This is a genomic window from Endozoicomonas sp. SESOKO4, assembly GCF_024606275.1.
Map to the genome: position 1 here is coordinate 1 of NZ_JAHHPS010000374.1, position 16,261 is coordinate 16,261.

Sequence of the window (16,261 nt, forward strand, 5' to 3'; positions counted from 1 at the left end):
AGTCGATCTCGGTACCGCGCCCCATAGTTCGGGCAATACGGGACAGGTTGACTGAGCCCATCTGGATGAGGCCAAAAATAACCAGCACAACGAGGTAAATACGGGATTGATGCCAGCCAAGAGAGGTTTTGAGGTGCTTTGCCAGTGAATGAGTGTGTTGCACGATGAGTTAATGGGCTTGCAGAATACCTGCTATCGGACACCTATTAACCTTTTCTTATCAAGCTTTGTCTCGAAATTGTCCCCTGCAGAGGCTCGCGAGGTAGCCGGCAAAGTAGTGCCCTATGTCATTGAGCAGAATAAGGACTTGTCAGAGATGAGTCTGCATGTGATAACAATTTTCTCAGACTCCATTAGGGAGGATGGGTTTGATGTGTTGACGTTGGCCACAGAGTGAGGAATAAACTATCTCTAGAGTACTCCTCACTTAACACTAATGAGTTAAAGGCATACAGTCCACGCCTATCTCTTGAAAATGAGAAACTATTTTTTTAAGCATGGGGTGTTCTTTGTAGTTAAATAAATCATTTCCAATACTGATTATTTTGTTGCTATTTCCATAAATAAGTTTGGCTGTGATCAAGGCTGTGCTGGAAAAACCAATGATATAATCATATTGATTTTTTATCATTAGCAACTCAATGGGTGATGAACCTGAGTATATTTTAAAACTTTTGGAACAAAACTCTATTTTTTTATCATGCCTGTTTGTTGGGTGCGGGATAAATAGTATATCTTTTATATTTTCCGAGCATAGATAACTAAGAAGGTTCTGGTTAATAGCTTTTGAGGCAGCTTCATCTGTAATGCCCGAGTTGGTTAGAGGTTGACCGATGATGAGTGCAGACTTAGTTTCTTGATTGTTGCGTGATATTGAAAATTCTGTTGTAAAGGGTGGGAGGTCTTTTGTCTTCTCTGCTGGTAAGTTTTCTGAGGTTCCCGGAATGGTATAAATATGGGATACCTTGTTGCTCAGCATCCCATGTCTGTCTTCTTTAAAAGGCGTGTACTTTAGACCGATCGCTTTATCAATAAGAGATTTCTTTCTTTTGCTTACTCGTTCTAACTTGTTTTTTGAAAGAGGGTGAATTATCAGGTTAAGAGTTCCGTCAGGTATTATATTAAACGTGACTTTCTTTTCTGGAAAGTGCTTCTTTGAGGCAGCAATGAAATAATTGTATCTTGTGCTGGATATTGAAGTTGAATGAAAATTTATAGATTCTGGGTTGTTGCTTTTAATTATTGAAAAAATGAATTTAATGTTTTCTCGGGTAGATAGCTTTCTTGCAAATATTGAAGATTCTCGATATTTGAGAAGAAAAACATTTTTTAAGCCGTAGTCTTTTGCTGCTTCGTAATTCTGCTTCTTAAAGCAGAAGAAAAAAGAATCAGTGTCTTTGGAAATCAGTATTGAACTAACTAACTGGAATGATGAGTTAATGAAGAAGATATTAATTGATGAGTTCTTTGTTTTCATGGTGGATCAATTCTGTCTATGTGTTGGATTATTTTTTAATAAAGAGATTGGGGAGGCTGATTAGCTTCATTAATTGGTCTTTTCTTATAAAAATGAATATATAAGCTATAGTAATCTGTGTTTCTCCCCCGAGAACCTTGGCAGGGAAAAGCTTAAGCAGCTTGTAACCTTTTTCATGTGCGGTTTCAATTTCAGAAGGTGTGGCAACACCAGGAATAAAAGGCAAGTTGAGAGTCTCTGACTTTTTTACAACCGTGAGATTGCAACATCTCATTTGAGATCACGGCAAAATCATGAAAGTGTTGGCCTGGCATGGGCTTTAGTAAGGTAGCGTGTACACATTGGCTGTCTTGTGTACTCTTCAGGACTCTTTTGAAGGTTTCCGTATTGTTTAGCAGTATGACTGCAATTTGATCAAATCCTGCCAAGACTTCTGCATCATCATTTCTTCTAATTTGACACTCATCTTTTCTCATCGAAATATCAAGCTTCCAGTGAAGTTTATTCCTGATGCGACATATTCCCTGCTTGATATGGGAGACTAATAATAGAGATTTTTGAAATCAAATCCTGAGCACTCGTGCTGAGGTCATATCCTGATGTTACAGGCATAAGGTGACAGACGTATGAGTAAGAAAACAAATATAAGCTACAGATTACTGGATTCACGGGCTTTCATGATTTCTCCGTGATTTCGTCTGGTTTTTTCGGAATTTCGACGTGGCTACCGCACGAGATGCTATGGCAGAATTATATATGCTGCATTTTTGGCTTCAATAGGTATTAATGTAATTTCGATTGGTAGAGGCTGTGTAAACAATGCCAGAGTCGTCGGTATTATCTTTGGTTTTTGGTGTTTTTACTTGCATGTGTGCGTAGATGTTTTGTTCGAGATGATGCTTTCTAGACAGATGACGAAGGTTCACGATTGTCGAGCGATCTGGAATAGCAAGATCCAGGGGATTCTCCGGCTTGGTTTGGCCGGAGTTATTGCATTTCAAAGTGGAGTTAACACAGGCTCCAAAGTAACAGTCAGAATGATAAACCAGTTTCTCAAGGACGGAAGGCATATACTTCTATGCATTCCTGCCACCGCCCCAAAGATTTTGTTTTTTCACAAGCCTGATCACTTCAAAGGCGAGTGCCTTCTGAGCCTTTTTATCAAATCGCTTATAAGCAAGGTTATAGTGCCTGAAAAAAAGCACTCTATCCTTAGCGGTAAAATGTTTGAAGGATATTCTCTTAATCAACTGGACCAGATTCTTTTTCACCAGTGAAAGAGGCACTTCTGAGTGGAAACTGTTGCGTTCAATATCGATCATAACGAAACGTGGAGGCAGGCTCGGTTCCATCAAAATATTGCCTGCGCGCAGGTCTCCATGAACAATACCTGCTTTGTGCATCTGACCAATATAGTGGCCAAAAGCCTTGATCCATGCTTGACGCATGGGCTCATCATTTTCAGGTTTTTTGACCAGATATTCAGAGGCAGAGCCATTAGGACCCGCTGCAGTAATTAAGTAGTGATTCTTATTTTTGAGCACTCCGGATGCCAATATTTCCGGAATTTCAAACCCCGCATCCACTGCAATTCTGGCCTGTTTCACCCAAACTTCACAACGAGTGCCCCTGATTTTGGACTTAAGAATTTCCAGGTTGCTCTTGGGTATGAACTCTTTGAAGTAGCAGCCAGGAGTGCCGATATAGCGTGCCATTCTGGCCTGTTTGGAACAGCTGATCCACTCCCAGTTGTCAGGAAGGATATTGTTTTCAAGTTGGGAAACATCGTGCTCAAAGTCAGGCTGCATAGAACGGTTTTTTTGCTCACTGGCTCAGACAATCTGATGGAGCGAGAGTATAACAGATAGATCATTGATCTGAGGAGTGATTTATTCTGCAGCTTCCGCTGGGCCGGATCATATTCAAGTCACAACCCAGTCGCAAAAATCAGTGCTGATCGTCATGTAATTCCCGTCTCATTGTCTCTGGTTTAAAAAATACCCGGGAGTGGCATTTTTTAGTTGGCGCAAGCAGCTCACAGAAAAAAACGGTGCGAAAGCCTTTAAGTGATAAGAGTAATTGTCGATGCCGATATAAGCAGCAGACAAACCAGAGGAAACTGTATGCCTGCAGTTCAACCATCTAAAGCACAGACCCATTATCTGCCCAGAGATAATGACTATGTTTATTCTCACAACCGCTTTGGTCGTGGTTGCCACTACGTTGGTCGGTTTCTGTCCCGACCGGTTTCACTGGTCGCCAATTCGGCAACAAAGCTGTTCGCCCATGACCGGCCAGGCAAAAGCAACACGCCTGCCGAAGGTGAGAAACGGAAGCAAAATGTACCACTGTGGGCCAGGAAGGTAGCCCGGGCGACTGCCGTTACGCTATTTCTGGTACCCTCATTGGCATTGGGAGCATTGGGGTTCTCCCTGCGCATGATCGGCAATCTGTTCAGGAACGAAATTTCCCTGATTCAGTCTTCAGTTCCACCCGCAATTTATAATCCTGAGCGGGGCCTGCATTTGATGACCTATAACACTGGCCTGATGCCGTCGTTTATCCGTAACCTGAACGACCTGCGCTCATCACAGCAGCGTAGTCATGAGATTGCCGAAGCATTAACCCGAAATCCTGATGCTACTCCGGATGTTGTCTGCTTCCAGGAGGCGTTTGACCAGCAGGCGACGAAGCAGCTCTGTAAGGATCTCAGTGGCCACTACCACCATATTGTTCACAGTGTTGCGCCCCGGGAAACCGGATTGAGCAGTGGTCTGGCCATTGCCAGCAAATATCCCGTAAAGGAGGCAACATTCCGGCCTTTCTCTGATCTGGCAGCAGAAGACCAGCTGGCCAATAAAGGCTTGCTGCGGATCGTGCTGGATCTCGGCAACGATAAAACGGCCGTTGTTTATAATACCCACCTTCAGGCCAAGGATGGTCAAACCTATGAGGCGATTCGCTATAACGAGCTGCTTCAGATAAGAGCTTGGGTTCAGGAGGATAGCGATAACGACAGGCGTAATAACATACACCACCATGGCACCTTCCTGATGGGAGATCTGAACAGTGCCCGGTCAGACGAGCAGGGTAGGGTGAGTAAAAACTCAGAGTTCGAAAATGCCATGATGGCACTGGGAACAGGTTTCTCTAACAGTTACTACGATACCCATGATGAAGAAAATGATACCCGGCTGGTTGACCGCAGCGAGTCATTTTTTGTCAACAGTGACCAGGCAAGCATCGAGCCGGAAGATCGTCGGGAGCCCGATGGAACATGGTATCTTGGCGCCGGAAACAGAATGCATCAACCATGGGGTAGCAGGCGCTGGAAAGATCATCCCGAGGTGGCAAGGCAGTGTATTTATGACTTCCAGATGGTTCATGGGGACACTGAAAAAAAATGGGCATCCCATACAGAAATACGGCAACTGGGGCTCGATGTTAATAATGATCTGGAAAGCGGGTTATCTGACCATTTGCCGGTGTCGGTTATCTATCGGGAAGCGGAAGGATTTTCTGCTGTCATTGCTGGCTTGGAGCTGGAGGATTATAAGGCCCCGAAGGTCAGGGAACTGGTTAATAAACTGAAGCTTGCCTATGGCCATCGGTCCGGTAATCAGATCAGCGAGAATCTGGTTGATCCGCAGTTCGCAGGCGTCAATCCCCTGCATAAAATTGCTGAACTCAGGGATCAGAATGAAGGGGAACCTGATATTGTGAGTGAGCTTAACCGGCTTGAAAAAATGGTCAGGCAAAGCATGAATCCTGTTTCCGAAACGCCTGGGTCGAACATCGGGTAAACTGTAATTTCTGTAATGCGGTTGTTTACGCTATTGTCATTTATTTTATGACATAATGAGAAGTGCTGTTCCTCTATATGGATTCAACGAATGTGTATAGTAAATATCGGTTTTCTATACATGTTCTGATAACCTGTATAGAAAATGGCACTTTCCTATACATGTTGTGAGTCACTGTGACCCCTTACCAACCAACTGATCTACCCCTGCCCCGGGAAAATGAGCTGGAAACACGCCGGGTATTAAAAAAACTGGCTTTAGCCCACCGGCATCTGGCAGAACTTAAAGGAGTAGTACGCTCTATTCCCAACGAAACCATCTTGATCAGCACCCTGACGCTTCAGGAAGCCAAAGACAGCTCAGAGGTGGAGAATATTGTCACAACTCATGATGAACTGTTTAAAAACAACCTGACAGTGCTACCCTACAGCCCGGCAACCAAAGAAGTTAAAAGCTACTCCAGGGCACTGAGCCGTGGCTTCGATACCGTCAGAAAAACAGGAATGCTTCGCTTTCAGGATATTCTCGATATTCAGCAAACACTGGAAGAAAACCGGGCAGGCTTACGCAAATTGCCCGGTACCGAGCTAAAAAACACCTCCACGGGTGAAGTTATTTATACCCCTCCTCAAAACCCGGAAAGGGTTGAGTCACTTATGACAAACCTGGTGGCTTATCTCAATGATCATGGGCTTTCAGACAATGATCCGTTGGTGAAAATGGCGGTTATTCACTTCCAGTTTGAAAGTATTCACCCATTTTACGATGGGAATGGCCGAACAGGTCGAATCATCAATATACTTTATCTGGTCACTCAGCAGTTGCTGGACCTGCCAGTGCTCTATTTAAGCCGTTATATTATTCGAAACAAGGCTCAGTACTACTCACGGTTACAGGCAGTGAGAGACCTTCAGGATTGGGAAGGCTGGTTACTGTTCATGCTTGAAGCCGTATCAGAAACGTCAAAAGAAACCACAACTCTGATTGATGAAATAAAAACCCGGATGCAGGCTGTAAAGCATAGAATGCGTGAAGAACTACCTAAAATTTACAGTCAGGATCTGCTCAATCATCTGTTCTGCCATCCTTACACGAAAATCGAGTTTATTGAAAAAGAGCTGAATGTTAGCCGACTGACCGCCACCAAATACCTGAATCAGCTGTGCAGCAAGGGCTTTTTGCTTAAGCAGAAAATGGGGCGAAGCAATTATTATATTAACGAGCCTCTGGTTGACTTGTTCCTGAATATTGGTCAGTGATCATCATCGATTTGGGAAAGTCAGCCATAGAGACAAGCTCTCAGATCGGTTGCCGAAGGGTACTTTTCTGCATCGTGCTTTTCAAAATCCTTGTTTGTTACAATAGCTGATCAGAAAAGGTATTACGGATTCCTGAATGAGCCAGCTGTTACATCAATTACTCTTTGATCAGGCTGAAAAAGCACCTCTGCATGAGGCTCTGGGGGTGAAATCTCAGTGGTATGATTATGCTTCGGTTGCCTTGCACGTAAAAAGTGTAGCCTCAGGCTTGCAGAGACTGGGACTATCCAGACATGAGAGGGTGGCTGTTTATCTGCCAAAAACCGCTGAGGCTGTTTTCAGTTATTTTGGAGCAACGGCAGCCGGTGGGGTCATGGTTCCGGTCAATCCTGTGTTAAAAGCGCCTCAGGTGCAGCATATTCTGGCGGATTGTAAAGCCAGAGTTCTGATCACGAATAAGGCTCGCTTCAGGCAGATGGAGGCCAGCCTGACTGATTGCCACGATCTGAGCCATGCCATTCTGGTGGATGGGTTCTCAGAGGAAAAAAGTCGTGTTCGGGTTATTGCCTGGCCAGATTTCCTGAAGGAAGAGGACACCTGGTCTCAACCGCCCACTATTGATATGGATATGGCGGCCATTCTCTACACCTCCGGAAGTACCGGTAAGCCCAAGGGGGTCGTGCTTTCTCATCGTAATATGGTGGCCGGGGCGTATAGCGTCTGTGAATATCTCGGGAATACCCATCAGGATCGACTTTTATGTGTACTGCCATTTAGTTTTGACTATGGTTTCAGCCAATTAACCACTGCCTTTGCTTCCGGTGCCAGCTGCTACCTGCTGGAGTATCTGCTGCCCGGAGATATCATCAAACAGGTGGCTCAGCAGAAAATTACCGGCCTGGCTCTGGTGCCTCCTCTTTGGGTGCAGCTTTCTGAAATGAGCTGGCCTGAAGAAGCGGCATTGAGTCTGAGGTATTTCACGAATTCGGGTGGGGCTATGCCATCGTCAATACTGGATGCGCTTAGAAATAAAATGCCACAGGCTTCACCTTATTTAATGTATGGCTTGACGGAAGCTTTTCGATCGAGCTATTTGCGACCTGAAGACGTGGATCATCGTCCAGGCTCTATGGGCAGGGCTATTCCCAATGCTGAATTACTGGTCATCAATGAGAGTGGGTTACCCTGTAAACCCCATGAGCCGGGTGAGCTGGTTCACCGGGGAAGTCTGGTGGCGCTCGGTTATTGGAATGACCCTGAACGAACCAGAGAGCGTTTCAAACCTGTACCTTTGTCTATTCAGGAAATCCCAACCCCTGAGTTGGCTGTCTGGTCGGGTGATATTGTCACCCGGGATGAAGACGGTTATTTGTATTTTGTTGGCCGCAAGGATGACATGATCAAGACGTCGGGCTACCGGGTCAGTCCCAGTGAGCTTGAGGAGCTAATGTACACATCCGGGATGGTAGCTGAAGCAGCGGCTATTGGTGTTTCCCATCACCGGCTGGGTCAGGCTATCGTGCTAGTCGTGGTATCTGCGACAGATGAGCCTGTTGAAGAGAAAGCGGTTATCAAACATTTCCAAAAACACGTGCCAACCTACATGGTGCCTTTGCGGGTGATTACTCAAAGTGCTTTAGCCAGAAATCCAAACGGCAAAATAGACCGAAAAACCTTAGCTGCAGAATACGAAAATCTGTTTGTATCCGGAGAAAATAAATGAGCAAGCAGCACGATCGTTTGCAGAGAATTTCAGTTAAGAATAATCGTCTTCAGGTCGCAGGTCGTCCTGCTGATCAGCTGGTTGCCATGGCGGGCGGAACACCTTGTTACATATACGACAGAGATTCTCTCACTGAGCGGGTGCAGTCTCTGCGAACGGTGATGCCTTCTGACTTAAAGTTGCATTATGCGATCAAAGCCAACCCAATGCCCGCCGTTGTTCATCATATGGCAGGTCTGGTGGATGGCCTGGATGTGGCGTCCCAGAGGGAGATGATGGTTGCTATCGGTTCGGGTGTTGATCCTGAATCGATTAGCTTTGCCGGGCCTGCAAAAAAAGTAGAAGAACTCAGGGCGGCTGTCGCTGCAAGCATAGTGATTAATGTCGAATCCAGCCTGGAGCTGGAAAGGCTTTATCAGCTTTCCTCTGAGTTGCAGTTGAAGCCCAAAGTAGCTTTTCGCGTAAATCCAGACTTTGAGCTTAAGTCGTCTGGCATGAAAATGGCCGGCGGCCCAAAGCAGTTTGGTATTGACGCTGAATTAATGCCTGAAATGTTATCTGAGCTGGATACCGGAAAAGTGGACTTTTATGGTTTTCATATTTTTTCCGGATCACAGAATCTGAATCCAGATGCGTTGATTGATGCTCACGGGAAAACATTTGAGCTGGCTGCACGACTCTGTGAGTTGGCTCCTGTCCCGGTTCAGCATATCAACATCGGTGGTGGTCTGGGGATTCCTTATTTTCCGGGTGAGCAGGCACTGGATATTATCCCCATTGCTGAACATCTTCAAAAGCTGATGGGGGCTCGCACGGGTCGACTAAAAAATGCTGAAATGGTTATGGAGTTAGGTCGATATCTGGTCGCAGAAGCGGGTTACTACTTCTGCCAGGTTACGGATAAAAAAGCATCCAGAGGGCAGACTTTCCTGATGACCGATGGCGGGTTACATCATCACCTGTCAAACTCTGGTAATTTTGGTCAGGTTATCCGTAAAAATTACCCTGTTCTGATTGCCAATTGCATCACATCCGAAGAGAAAGAAACCGTTGAGATCGTTGGGCCGTTATGCACGCCCCTGGATATTGTTGGGGCCAAGCTGGAGTTGCCTGTGGCAGATGTGGGTGATCTGGTTGTTGTGTTTCAGTCGGGTGCTTACGGAGCCACAGCCAGTCCGCAGAAGTTCCTGAGTCATCCTGAAGTGAAAGAGCTTCTGGTTTGAGACAGGTCAGTCGGTATCGACAGGATTGCGAAGGTAATGGCTATGGTCTATACATTTTGTACGCATTATTGTACGAATCTTTACATACGAATAAAACGGGAGAGAGTATGGAAACTGTATAGGTGAAAGTATCTGACTTTCGAGAAAACTTGCAGGTTTGGCTTGCACGGGTCAGCAATGGAGAAAGCTTGGCCCTATCCAGACATGGTGAAATTATTGCACGTATTATCCCTGAGCCAGATGGGGAGAGTGAGGCTAGAAACAGGTTAAACAAAATGGCTTCTCAATGCCAGATAGGTGATGTTATTTCACCGCTCGGCGAAAGCTGGGATGCAGAGAAGTGATCATCCTGGATACGCATGTGCTGATATTTGATGCTATCGCCCCAGACAAATTGTCAGCTAAAGCGCACAAAACTCTCGAAGCAGCAAGAGAGAAAGGCGAACTCGCATACTGTGATATTTCTATGTGGGAAATTTCTATGCTGTTAGCAAAAAAGCGTTTGACCCTTAGTGTGGATATTAGTAGCTTTCTTAAAGATGTTATTAGTGCTAACAGGCTTACTGTACTTCCTATATCACCAGAGATTGCAAAACTCTCTATCAGCTCTTGTTTTAGCCATAAGGATCCTGCTGATCGTCTCATTGGTGCCACCGCGATCTACTACCAGGCATATTTGGTAACATGTGATAGTAAACTTACTGCGGTAAGAGAATTGAAGACATTGTGGTGATTGCCAGCCAGTTATGTTGGCCTATCTGTAAAGCAATGAGTGTCGGGGCATTACAGGCCGATGAGCGGTGGCTCGCGGGAAAACGATTGTTGCTGTCTCGTTTGAAATTTTTTTCTCAGCAGAAGCAGTACAGAGGCAGTATTTCGGCAGACAAAGTGAATGCCAGTTAACTCAGGTTTAGTGGTGTTGGCGACACCCTGTAGTGCTGTTTTTGTTGCTCAGGGCGAACGTTATGGGACATAACAGCTTGGCTGTTGGCTACAACATATAGCCTTTTTATTTTGTAGTTTATAAACTACAATTTATTATATGATCACCATTAGAGAAACTGAAACCTATCGTAATTGGGAGCGCAAGTTAAAGGATGCCCGGGCAAAAGCCACCATAGCAGCTCGAATATTTCGCTTGGCTAACGGCCTTCCCGGTGATGTTTCCCCAGTTGGTCAGGGGGTCAGCGAGCTGAGAGTTCATTATGGCCCCGGATACCGAGTGTACTTCCGCCAACAAGGAGGCGAGATCATTCTTCTGCTGTGTGGAGGGAACAAGAGCACGCAGAGCAAAGATATAGAACTTGCTAAACAGCTGGCAAAACAATGGAGGAAAAAATGATGACTGAACCCGTATACGATTACGATCCCGCAGAAGCACTGTACAGCCCGGAAGCCAGAGAGGTGTTTATTACTGATGCTTTTGAGACTGGTGACGCTTCTTATATTGCCAAGGCTCTGGGGGTTGTTGCCCGGGCTGAGGGTATGAGCAACGTTGCCAGACAAACCGGCCTTTCCCGTGAGCAACTGTATCGCTCATTTAGCGAAGACGGAAACCCAACATTAAAAACCATCCTGAGCGTTATGCAGGCTCTGGGTTTTGGCATCACTCCAAAATCTCAAAAAGCCTGACACATTGGGCTCATTTCGAAACAAAAAACGACTCAGGTAGCCCGGTTAATATAGCCCAACAAACTACCAACTGTTTCGAAGATGGTCGCATCAATATCATCATCGGCTACGTTGATGCCAAAAGACTCTTCCATAGCGGTAATCACCCCCACTACGGCCATGGAGTCAAACTCAGGAAGAGCACCCAGAAGTTGGGTCTCTTCGTCAAAGGTCTGGGTCTCGACCTCCAGCACTTCCGCCAGTATCGTTTTGAGTTCGTCAATGTGTGCCATTTATGTTTCCTGGTGCTGCCGCTCTGGAGCCCGGCCCTTGAACAATCTGTACAAATAAATCAGAGAGGCAACTCTATAGAGTTTCAGGGTTGGTATCAAGCTGGTGGTGTTGGTGTGTTTGCTGCGTTCTGCTCAGTTCATCAAGGACAGCAAATAGCGCCCATAACCACTCTTCAGGAGACCTGTTGCCAGTTCTTGAAACTCTGAGTCATTAATCCAGCCATTCCTCCAGGCAATTTCTTCCAGAGCCGCAATTTTCAAGCCCTGACGTTTCTCTATTGTTTGTACGAAGTGGCTGGCTTCAAGAAGTGCATCGTGAGTACCTGTATCCAGCCAGGCCATGCCTCTGCCCATCACTTCAACCTTAAGTTTTCGCAGCTCAAGGTAGATCTGATTGACGGTCGTTATCTCCAGCTCACCCCTTTCGGATGGTCGAACCTCTTTGGCAATATCAATGACCTGGTTATCGTAAAAATACAGCCCTGTTACAGCGTGGCGTGACTTGGGTGCGGTGGGCTTTTCCTGGATTGATATTGCTGTTCCATCATCGTCAAATTCAACGACACCATAGCGTTTGGGGTCTTGAACAGGGTAGGCAAAAACGGTGGCGCAGTCGTTGCTTCGAAGAACCGCCTGCTGCATCATGCTGGCTAGCTTGTCGCCGAAAAACAGATTGTCTCCCAGAACCAGTGCGCAAGGATCATTGCCAAGAAATCTCGAGCCAATGATAAAAGCTTGTGCCAGTCCATCTGGGGAAGGTTGCACCTCGTAATGGATAGAGCATCCCCACTGTCGGCCGCTTCCAAGAAGACGCTGGAATTGCTTTTGGTCCTCAGGTGTCGTTATGACAAGAATCTCTCTGATGCCCGCCAGCATGAGTGTGCTGAGTGGGTAATAGATCATTGGTTTGTCATACACAGGGGTTAACTGTTTGGATACAGCTTGAGTGACTGGATAGAGTCGTTTGCCAGACCCACCGGCAAGAATAATCCCTTTCATAGTACTATTTGCTCTCTATACTCAAGCGCCGTCTCTGGTAGTTGCCGGACTGGACGGCTTGGCACCAGGGTTGATTCTCGTGATACCAGAGTATTGTGTTTTTAATGCCTGGCTCAAAGGTCTCTTCCGGGACCCACCCCAGTTCTCTGGCAATATTGCCGACATCAATAGCGTAGCGAACTTCTGTTTCACCCAAACCACCATAAGCCTCGTCAGTAAAAATATGGTGAAACCTGAACCTCTGTCTGGATTCCATCGATAATCCGAGCCAATATTTTCTGGTTGACTTCAGTAGAGAGAATGTACCTAGTGTGTTGTTTTGAATAAAGTCGGCAGAGCTATCAATAATAGAGCGGTCAACGTGAGTTTCAGTAGCCAAATGCATAATAGCATCGGGTTGATAGTGAGCCAGTAATTCTTCAATGGCTTGAGCGTGGCAAATATCAACCTGTTGAAAGTGATCCATTGTTTCGGTCAAAGGGTCAAGGGTAACAGCACAGGCAAGTTTATCTACGTTGATGACATGGTGATCTGTCTGGCGGATGATGTATCTCGCCAGTGCCTCACCCATGAAACCGGCACCTCCGGTGATCACGATGTTCATTTGCCTGAAGCCTTATCCTCAGAGGGGTATGATTTGTATTTTGCTCCAATCACCAAACCGACTGGCAGCCAGAAAATCAGCCAGACTTCATCTGGAATGATGATAAGGCGTGATACTTCTGTCAACATGCAACTCATTCCATAAACAAGAAGGAAGAAACTGACTTTTACAAGCCTTTTTTGCCAATGTTTCTTGATAAGTATGATGGTTGAGCCAACGATTCCAGCAAACAAGGCAAAACCCGTAAGTCCGTAATACACTACGGATTGGAGGTAGTAATTATGAGCGTAGAGAAAGTAAGTTCCTTTCCAGGGAATGGTCATCTTATAATCCACGCCACGACCGAACCATACACTTTCCGAGATGTGCTTTAGGCTGGCTAGCCAGATTGGCACTCGGCCATTCAGAGTGGAGTCATTGTTAATATCGAAAAATGTATCCTGAAAAAGATACATACCGATGATGGCTATTAAGATACCCAGCATCAGAAAAAATTTGGTTTGTTTGCTCCTGATGATCAAACATGCCGAAAGCAAGGCTATGGCTGTTGCCAGCTGTGGTCCTCGAGAGCCTGTCATGAGTACATACAGAAGTAGGGTGCATACACCCAGTGCGGACAGAATCAATTGCCATGGCTTTAGCAGAGTTGTACAGGTCCAGCTAAAGAGCAATGTTGCGATCGCGCCAAAATAAATACCTGAGGGAATGGGGTTGTTAAAATCTCCCAGCCCGGCAATACCCATGCTGAATATTCTGTATGATCGATATTGGAAACTATGACCCTGTATCAGGTATTGATTGGTCAGTGCCACAGCGGCACCTAATACGGCAATTGCGGCAGATGCAAGCAATGCTTTTTCAAGCAAGTGCCCTTTTTGAGAGAGCCTGACGATTGCATAAAGGTACATAGATATATATAGACATTTTTTCAATACATCAATCCAGGGCTTTTGGGAGCTACCCCACCACCAAGAAGCAATAGCCAGAAGCAGAAAGCCAGCGATGCACATTTCTTGCCTGTCTGGTCGCCAGTCTTTCCATCGGTTGAAGTTGAGGAGGAAACAAATTAGGGCTGGAAACAGAAGCCAAGTGTAGGTTTGGCTGACATCCGCCCCTCGACCAAGCCAGTGAATGCCCGATATCTGGACAGCCAGCCCGAGTGGGAGTATGAACTTTACTAGGTTATTGTCAATTCGTGAAACGGTCATTAGAAGGTGTTAATACTCAAACAAGCGCGAAAGTATAGTATCGGGTGACAGGCAAAAAAATGTAAGCTTCGAACATAAATGCAAGGCCCAAGTTTATCCAGAAGTTTTAGAGGTACTTATGTACATAGTCATTCTATGGAAGGTAAGACAATATGATACAATGATGATACATCGAATTTTAAGTTAACCAGAAAATGCCTTCAGTATCTGTCATCATTGCCTCCTTTAATCATGCTCAATACGTAGCTCGATCCATTGAGAGTGTTGTTCGGCAGACCTTCCAGGATTTTGAACTGATCGTGATTGATGATGGCTCGACGGATGAAAGTGTCAAAATTATCCAGACTTTACAAGATGAGCATGATTTTCAGTTTATTGTACAAGAAAACATGGGACTGGCAAAAACTCTCAATAGGGCCCTGGACCTGACATCAGGTGAGTTTATCGTTCCCTTTGGGTCGGACGATATCATGATGCTGGATAGAGTCGAAAAACAAGTATCCTATATGAAACAGAATCCTCACCTGGCTATCAGTGGAGGAAATATATTATGCATAGATGGACAGGGGCAGCTCCACAGAGCCCAAAAAATATATCCAGAGCGAGTGTTGGAATTTGACGATATATACAGGAATCGCAAGAAGGGAGTACCTGCGCCTACCCTTATGCTTCGCAAGGATGTATTACTTGAAGCGGGAGGCTTTGATCCTGAGATTCGTCTAGAAGACCTTTACATTGAATTCAAGATTACCTCAATGGGCTATCGGATAGGTGTGCTTAATGATGTGCTTGCCTATTATCGTATTCACGACACCAACACTTATAAGAATCTGGAGTTGATGTTGAATGCAGTGCTAGCTACTTACAAGTGCTTTTCAGATCACCCCAAATATGAGCAAATGAGGCTGCGAACTTTGCACAGTTATTTGTTGATGGCAGTAAAGTCAGATAAGCCGTTGGCCAGAAAGATTCTTTCAATGATTCCTCTCAATGCCTATCGAGCCAAGACATTGAGGGGGATTTTTAAACTTCTGTTTGCAAAATAATCTATCAGTCAGGCTACTCGGCCCAGAGGTACCTTACGGTGAGCAACAAGAAGCAAATCTTACAGCTTCAGAACAGTTTTAATGTCATGTCATCGGACTTGGCAGAACAAATCATCAAGGCACTGCCAGCTGATCAATATGAAATTACAACAGCCTTTCTAAAAGGAAAGCCAGAAGCAGGGCAGCCTGTCAGTGCTGCCGGTAAATCTGTCTATTTTGATTTTAGTAGCAAGCAGCTAAAAGGAATTCGACGCTGGTTTGCTATACGACAAGTGTTACGATTTTGTCGGGATCATCATTTTGATGGCATCATTTGCCATCGCTTCAAACCGACTCACATCATGCTCAACCTGGCCAGGAAGCTGAACACAAAAGCTTTTATCAGTATCGCCCATGGTTTTGGTGATTATGACCGCTCTTATCGGCAGAAGCTGGTTAACAGGCTGGCTGATGACCGCTGGTGCTTTGTAGGGGTATCCAAGCCTGTTCAGAACTATCTTATGAACACTATAAATCGCTTAAATGAGAATAATACGGCAGCGATCAGCAATGCTATTGACATTGAACAGGCCGTTTCTATTCAGCTAAGCCAGGAGCAGGCGAGGCAGGAACTGGGACTGCCTGATGATCGCTTTATTTTTGGCACAATAGGTCGATTGGTCGAGATCAAAGGTCATGCTGTAATGATTGATGCTCTGGCTCAGGTTAACAGGAAATACCCGACAGCAGCAGTAGGCATCATTGGTTACGGTGAAGAAGAGCAAAACCTCAGGCAAAAGATCAGTGACCTTGGTTTGCAAAACAGTGTTTTTCTGCTGGGAAAAAGAGCAGAGGCTATTAAATATGTTAAGGCGTTTGATGTCTTTACTCTGCCCTCCTTCACCGAAGGTCTGCCCCTTGCGTTACTGGAAGGCATGTCTGGAGCATTACCTGTCATTGGGTCAGATATAGATACCATAAAGCCTTACATAGAAGGGCTGGGCCAGGTTTGTAAAGCGGGTGATTCAGAGAGTTT

17 protein-coding genes are annotated in these 16,261 nt (G+C 45.5%); 9 read left to right on the forward strand and 8 right to left on the reverse strand.

Annotated features, from left to right (window positions below; all coding sequences use genetic code 11):
* Positions 1–433 precede the first annotated feature (433 nt).
* The 4 genes from KDK16_RS07280 to KDK16_RS07295 form a co-directional block, all read right to left on the reverse strand.
* Positions 434–1,477 carry an alpha-2,8-polysialyltransferase family protein gene (locus KDK16_RS07280; protein ID WP_257275369.1) on the reverse strand — a complete coding sequence of 348 codons (1,044 nt, stop codon included), beginning with the start codon at positions 1,475–1,477 and terminating at the stop codon, positions 434–436.
* Between the two features lie 28 nt (positions 1,478–1,505).
* Positions 1,506–1,751 carry a hypothetical protein gene (locus KDK16_RS07285; RefSeq protein ID WP_257275370.1) on the reverse strand — a complete coding sequence of 82 codons (246 nt, stop codon included), beginning with the start codon at positions 1,749–1,751 and terminating at the stop codon, positions 1,506–1,508.
* 499 nt (positions 1,752–2,250) lie between these two features.
* Positions 2,251–2,547, reverse strand: a complete 297-nt coding sequence (locus KDK16_RS07290; RefSeq protein WP_257275372.1) for a hypothetical protein — start codon at positions 2,545–2,547, stop codon at positions 2,251–2,253.
* 6 nt (positions 2,548–2,553) lie between these two features.
* Positions 2,554–3,285 carry a lipopolysaccharide kinase InaA family protein gene (locus KDK16_RS07295; protein WP_257255178.1) on the reverse strand — a complete coding sequence of 244 codons (732 nt, stop codon included), beginning with the start codon at positions 3,283–3,285 and terminating at the stop codon, positions 2,554–2,556.
* Positions 3,286–3,600: 315 nt separating this feature from the next.
* Here KDK16_RS07295 and KDK16_RS07300 point away from each other — a divergent pair, with 315 nt between their 5' ends.
* The 7 genes from KDK16_RS07300 to KDK16_RS07330 all read left to right on the forward strand — a co-directional run bounded on the left by KDK16_RS07300 (position 3,601) and on the right by KDK16_RS07330 (position 11,117).
* Positions 3,601–5,280: an endonuclease/exonuclease/phosphatase family protein gene (locus tag KDK16_RS07300; protein ID WP_257275373.1), complete on the forward strand. Its 1,680-nt coding sequence runs from the start codon at positions 3,601–3,603 to the stop codon at positions 5,278–5,280.
* 176 nt (positions 5,281–5,456) lie between these two features.
* The gene (locus KDK16_RS07305; RefSeq protein WP_257255176.1) at positions 5,457–6,539 is read left to right on the forward strand and encodes a Fic/DOC family N-terminal domain-containing protein; all 1,083 of its coding nucleotides are present in this window, start codon (positions 5,457–5,459) and stop codon (positions 6,537–6,539) included.
* Positions 6,540–6,675: 136 nt separating this feature from the next.
* Positions 6,676–8,262, forward strand: coding sequence for an acyl-CoA ligase (AMP-forming), exosortase A system-associated (locus tag KDK16_RS07310; RefSeq protein WP_257275374.1), 1,587 nt, complete (start codon positions 6,676–6,678; stop codon positions 8,260–8,262).
* Positions 8,259–9,485, forward strand: coding sequence for a pyridoxal-dependent decarboxylase, exosortase A system-associated (locus KDK16_RS07315; protein ID WP_257275375.1), 1,227 nt, complete (start codon positions 8,259–8,261; stop codon positions 9,483–9,485). Before KDK16_RS07310 ends, KDK16_RS07315 begins: the two co-directional genes overlap by 4 nt.
* A 340-nt stretch (positions 9,486–9,825) precedes the next feature.
* Positions 9,826–10,218, forward strand: a complete 393-nt coding sequence (locus KDK16_RS07320; RefSeq protein WP_257275377.1) for a type II toxin-antitoxin system VapC family toxin — start codon at positions 9,826–9,828, stop codon at positions 10,216–10,218.
* Positions 10,219–10,527: 309 nt separating this feature from the next.
* Positions 10,528–10,827 (forward strand): type II toxin-antitoxin system RelE/ParE family toxin, encoded by a 300-nt coding sequence (locus KDK16_RS07325; RefSeq protein WP_257255170.1) that lies wholly within the window; start codon positions 10,528–10,530, stop codon positions 10,825–10,827.
* Complete coding sequence (locus KDK16_RS07330; RefSeq protein WP_257275378.1) at positions 10,827–11,117, forward strand: addiction module antidote protein; 291 nt, start codon at positions 10,827–10,829, stop codon at positions 11,115–11,117. Before KDK16_RS07325 ends, KDK16_RS07330 begins: the two co-directional genes overlap by 1 nt.
* A gap of 32 nt (positions 11,118–11,149) precedes the next feature.
* On the opposite strand, the gene KDK16_RS07335 is transcribed toward KDK16_RS07330, so the two are convergent.
* The 4 genes from KDK16_RS07335 to KDK16_RS07350 all read right to left on the reverse strand — a co-directional run bounded on the left by KDK16_RS07335 (position 11,150) and on the right by KDK16_RS07350 (position 14,002).
* Entirely contained in the window at positions 11,150–11,389 is a 240-nt protein-coding gene (locus tag KDK16_RS07335) for an acyl carrier protein (RefSeq protein ID WP_257275379.1), read from the reverse strand.
* A 132-nt stretch (positions 11,390–11,521) separates the two neighbouring features.
* Positions 11,522–12,388, reverse strand: a complete 867-nt coding sequence (gene rfbA, locus KDK16_RS07340; protein ID WP_257275380.1) for a glucose-1-phosphate thymidylyltransferase RfbA — start codon at positions 12,386–12,388, stop codon at positions 11,522–11,524.
* 4 nt (positions 12,389–12,392) lie between these two features.
* Complete coding sequence (locus KDK16_RS07345; RefSeq protein ID WP_257275381.1) at positions 12,393–12,992, reverse strand: GDP-mannose 4,6-dehydratase; 600 nt, start codon at positions 12,990–12,992, stop codon at positions 12,393–12,395.
* The gene (locus tag KDK16_RS07350; protein ID WP_257275382.1) at positions 12,989–14,002 is read right to left on the reverse strand and encodes an O-antigen ligase; all 1,014 of its coding nucleotides are present in this window, start codon (positions 14,000–14,002) and stop codon (positions 12,989–12,991) included. Before KDK16_RS07350 ends, KDK16_RS07345 begins: the two co-directional genes overlap by 4 nt.
* Before the next feature lie 392 nt (positions 14,003–14,394).
* Here KDK16_RS07350 and KDK16_RS07355 point away from each other — a divergent pair, with 392 nt between their 5' ends.
* Together KDK16_RS07355 and KDK16_RS07360 are read left to right on the forward strand one after the other, a co-directional pair.
* A complete protein-coding gene (locus KDK16_RS07355) occupies positions 14,395–15,246 on the forward strand; it encodes a glycosyltransferase (protein WP_257275384.1) in 852 nt (283 codons plus the stop codon).
* An 86-nt stretch (positions 15,247–15,332) separates the two neighbouring features.
* On the forward strand, positions 15,333–16,261 hold a 929-nt coding region (locus KDK16_RS07360; protein WP_257275386.1), incomplete at its 3' end, for a glycosyltransferase.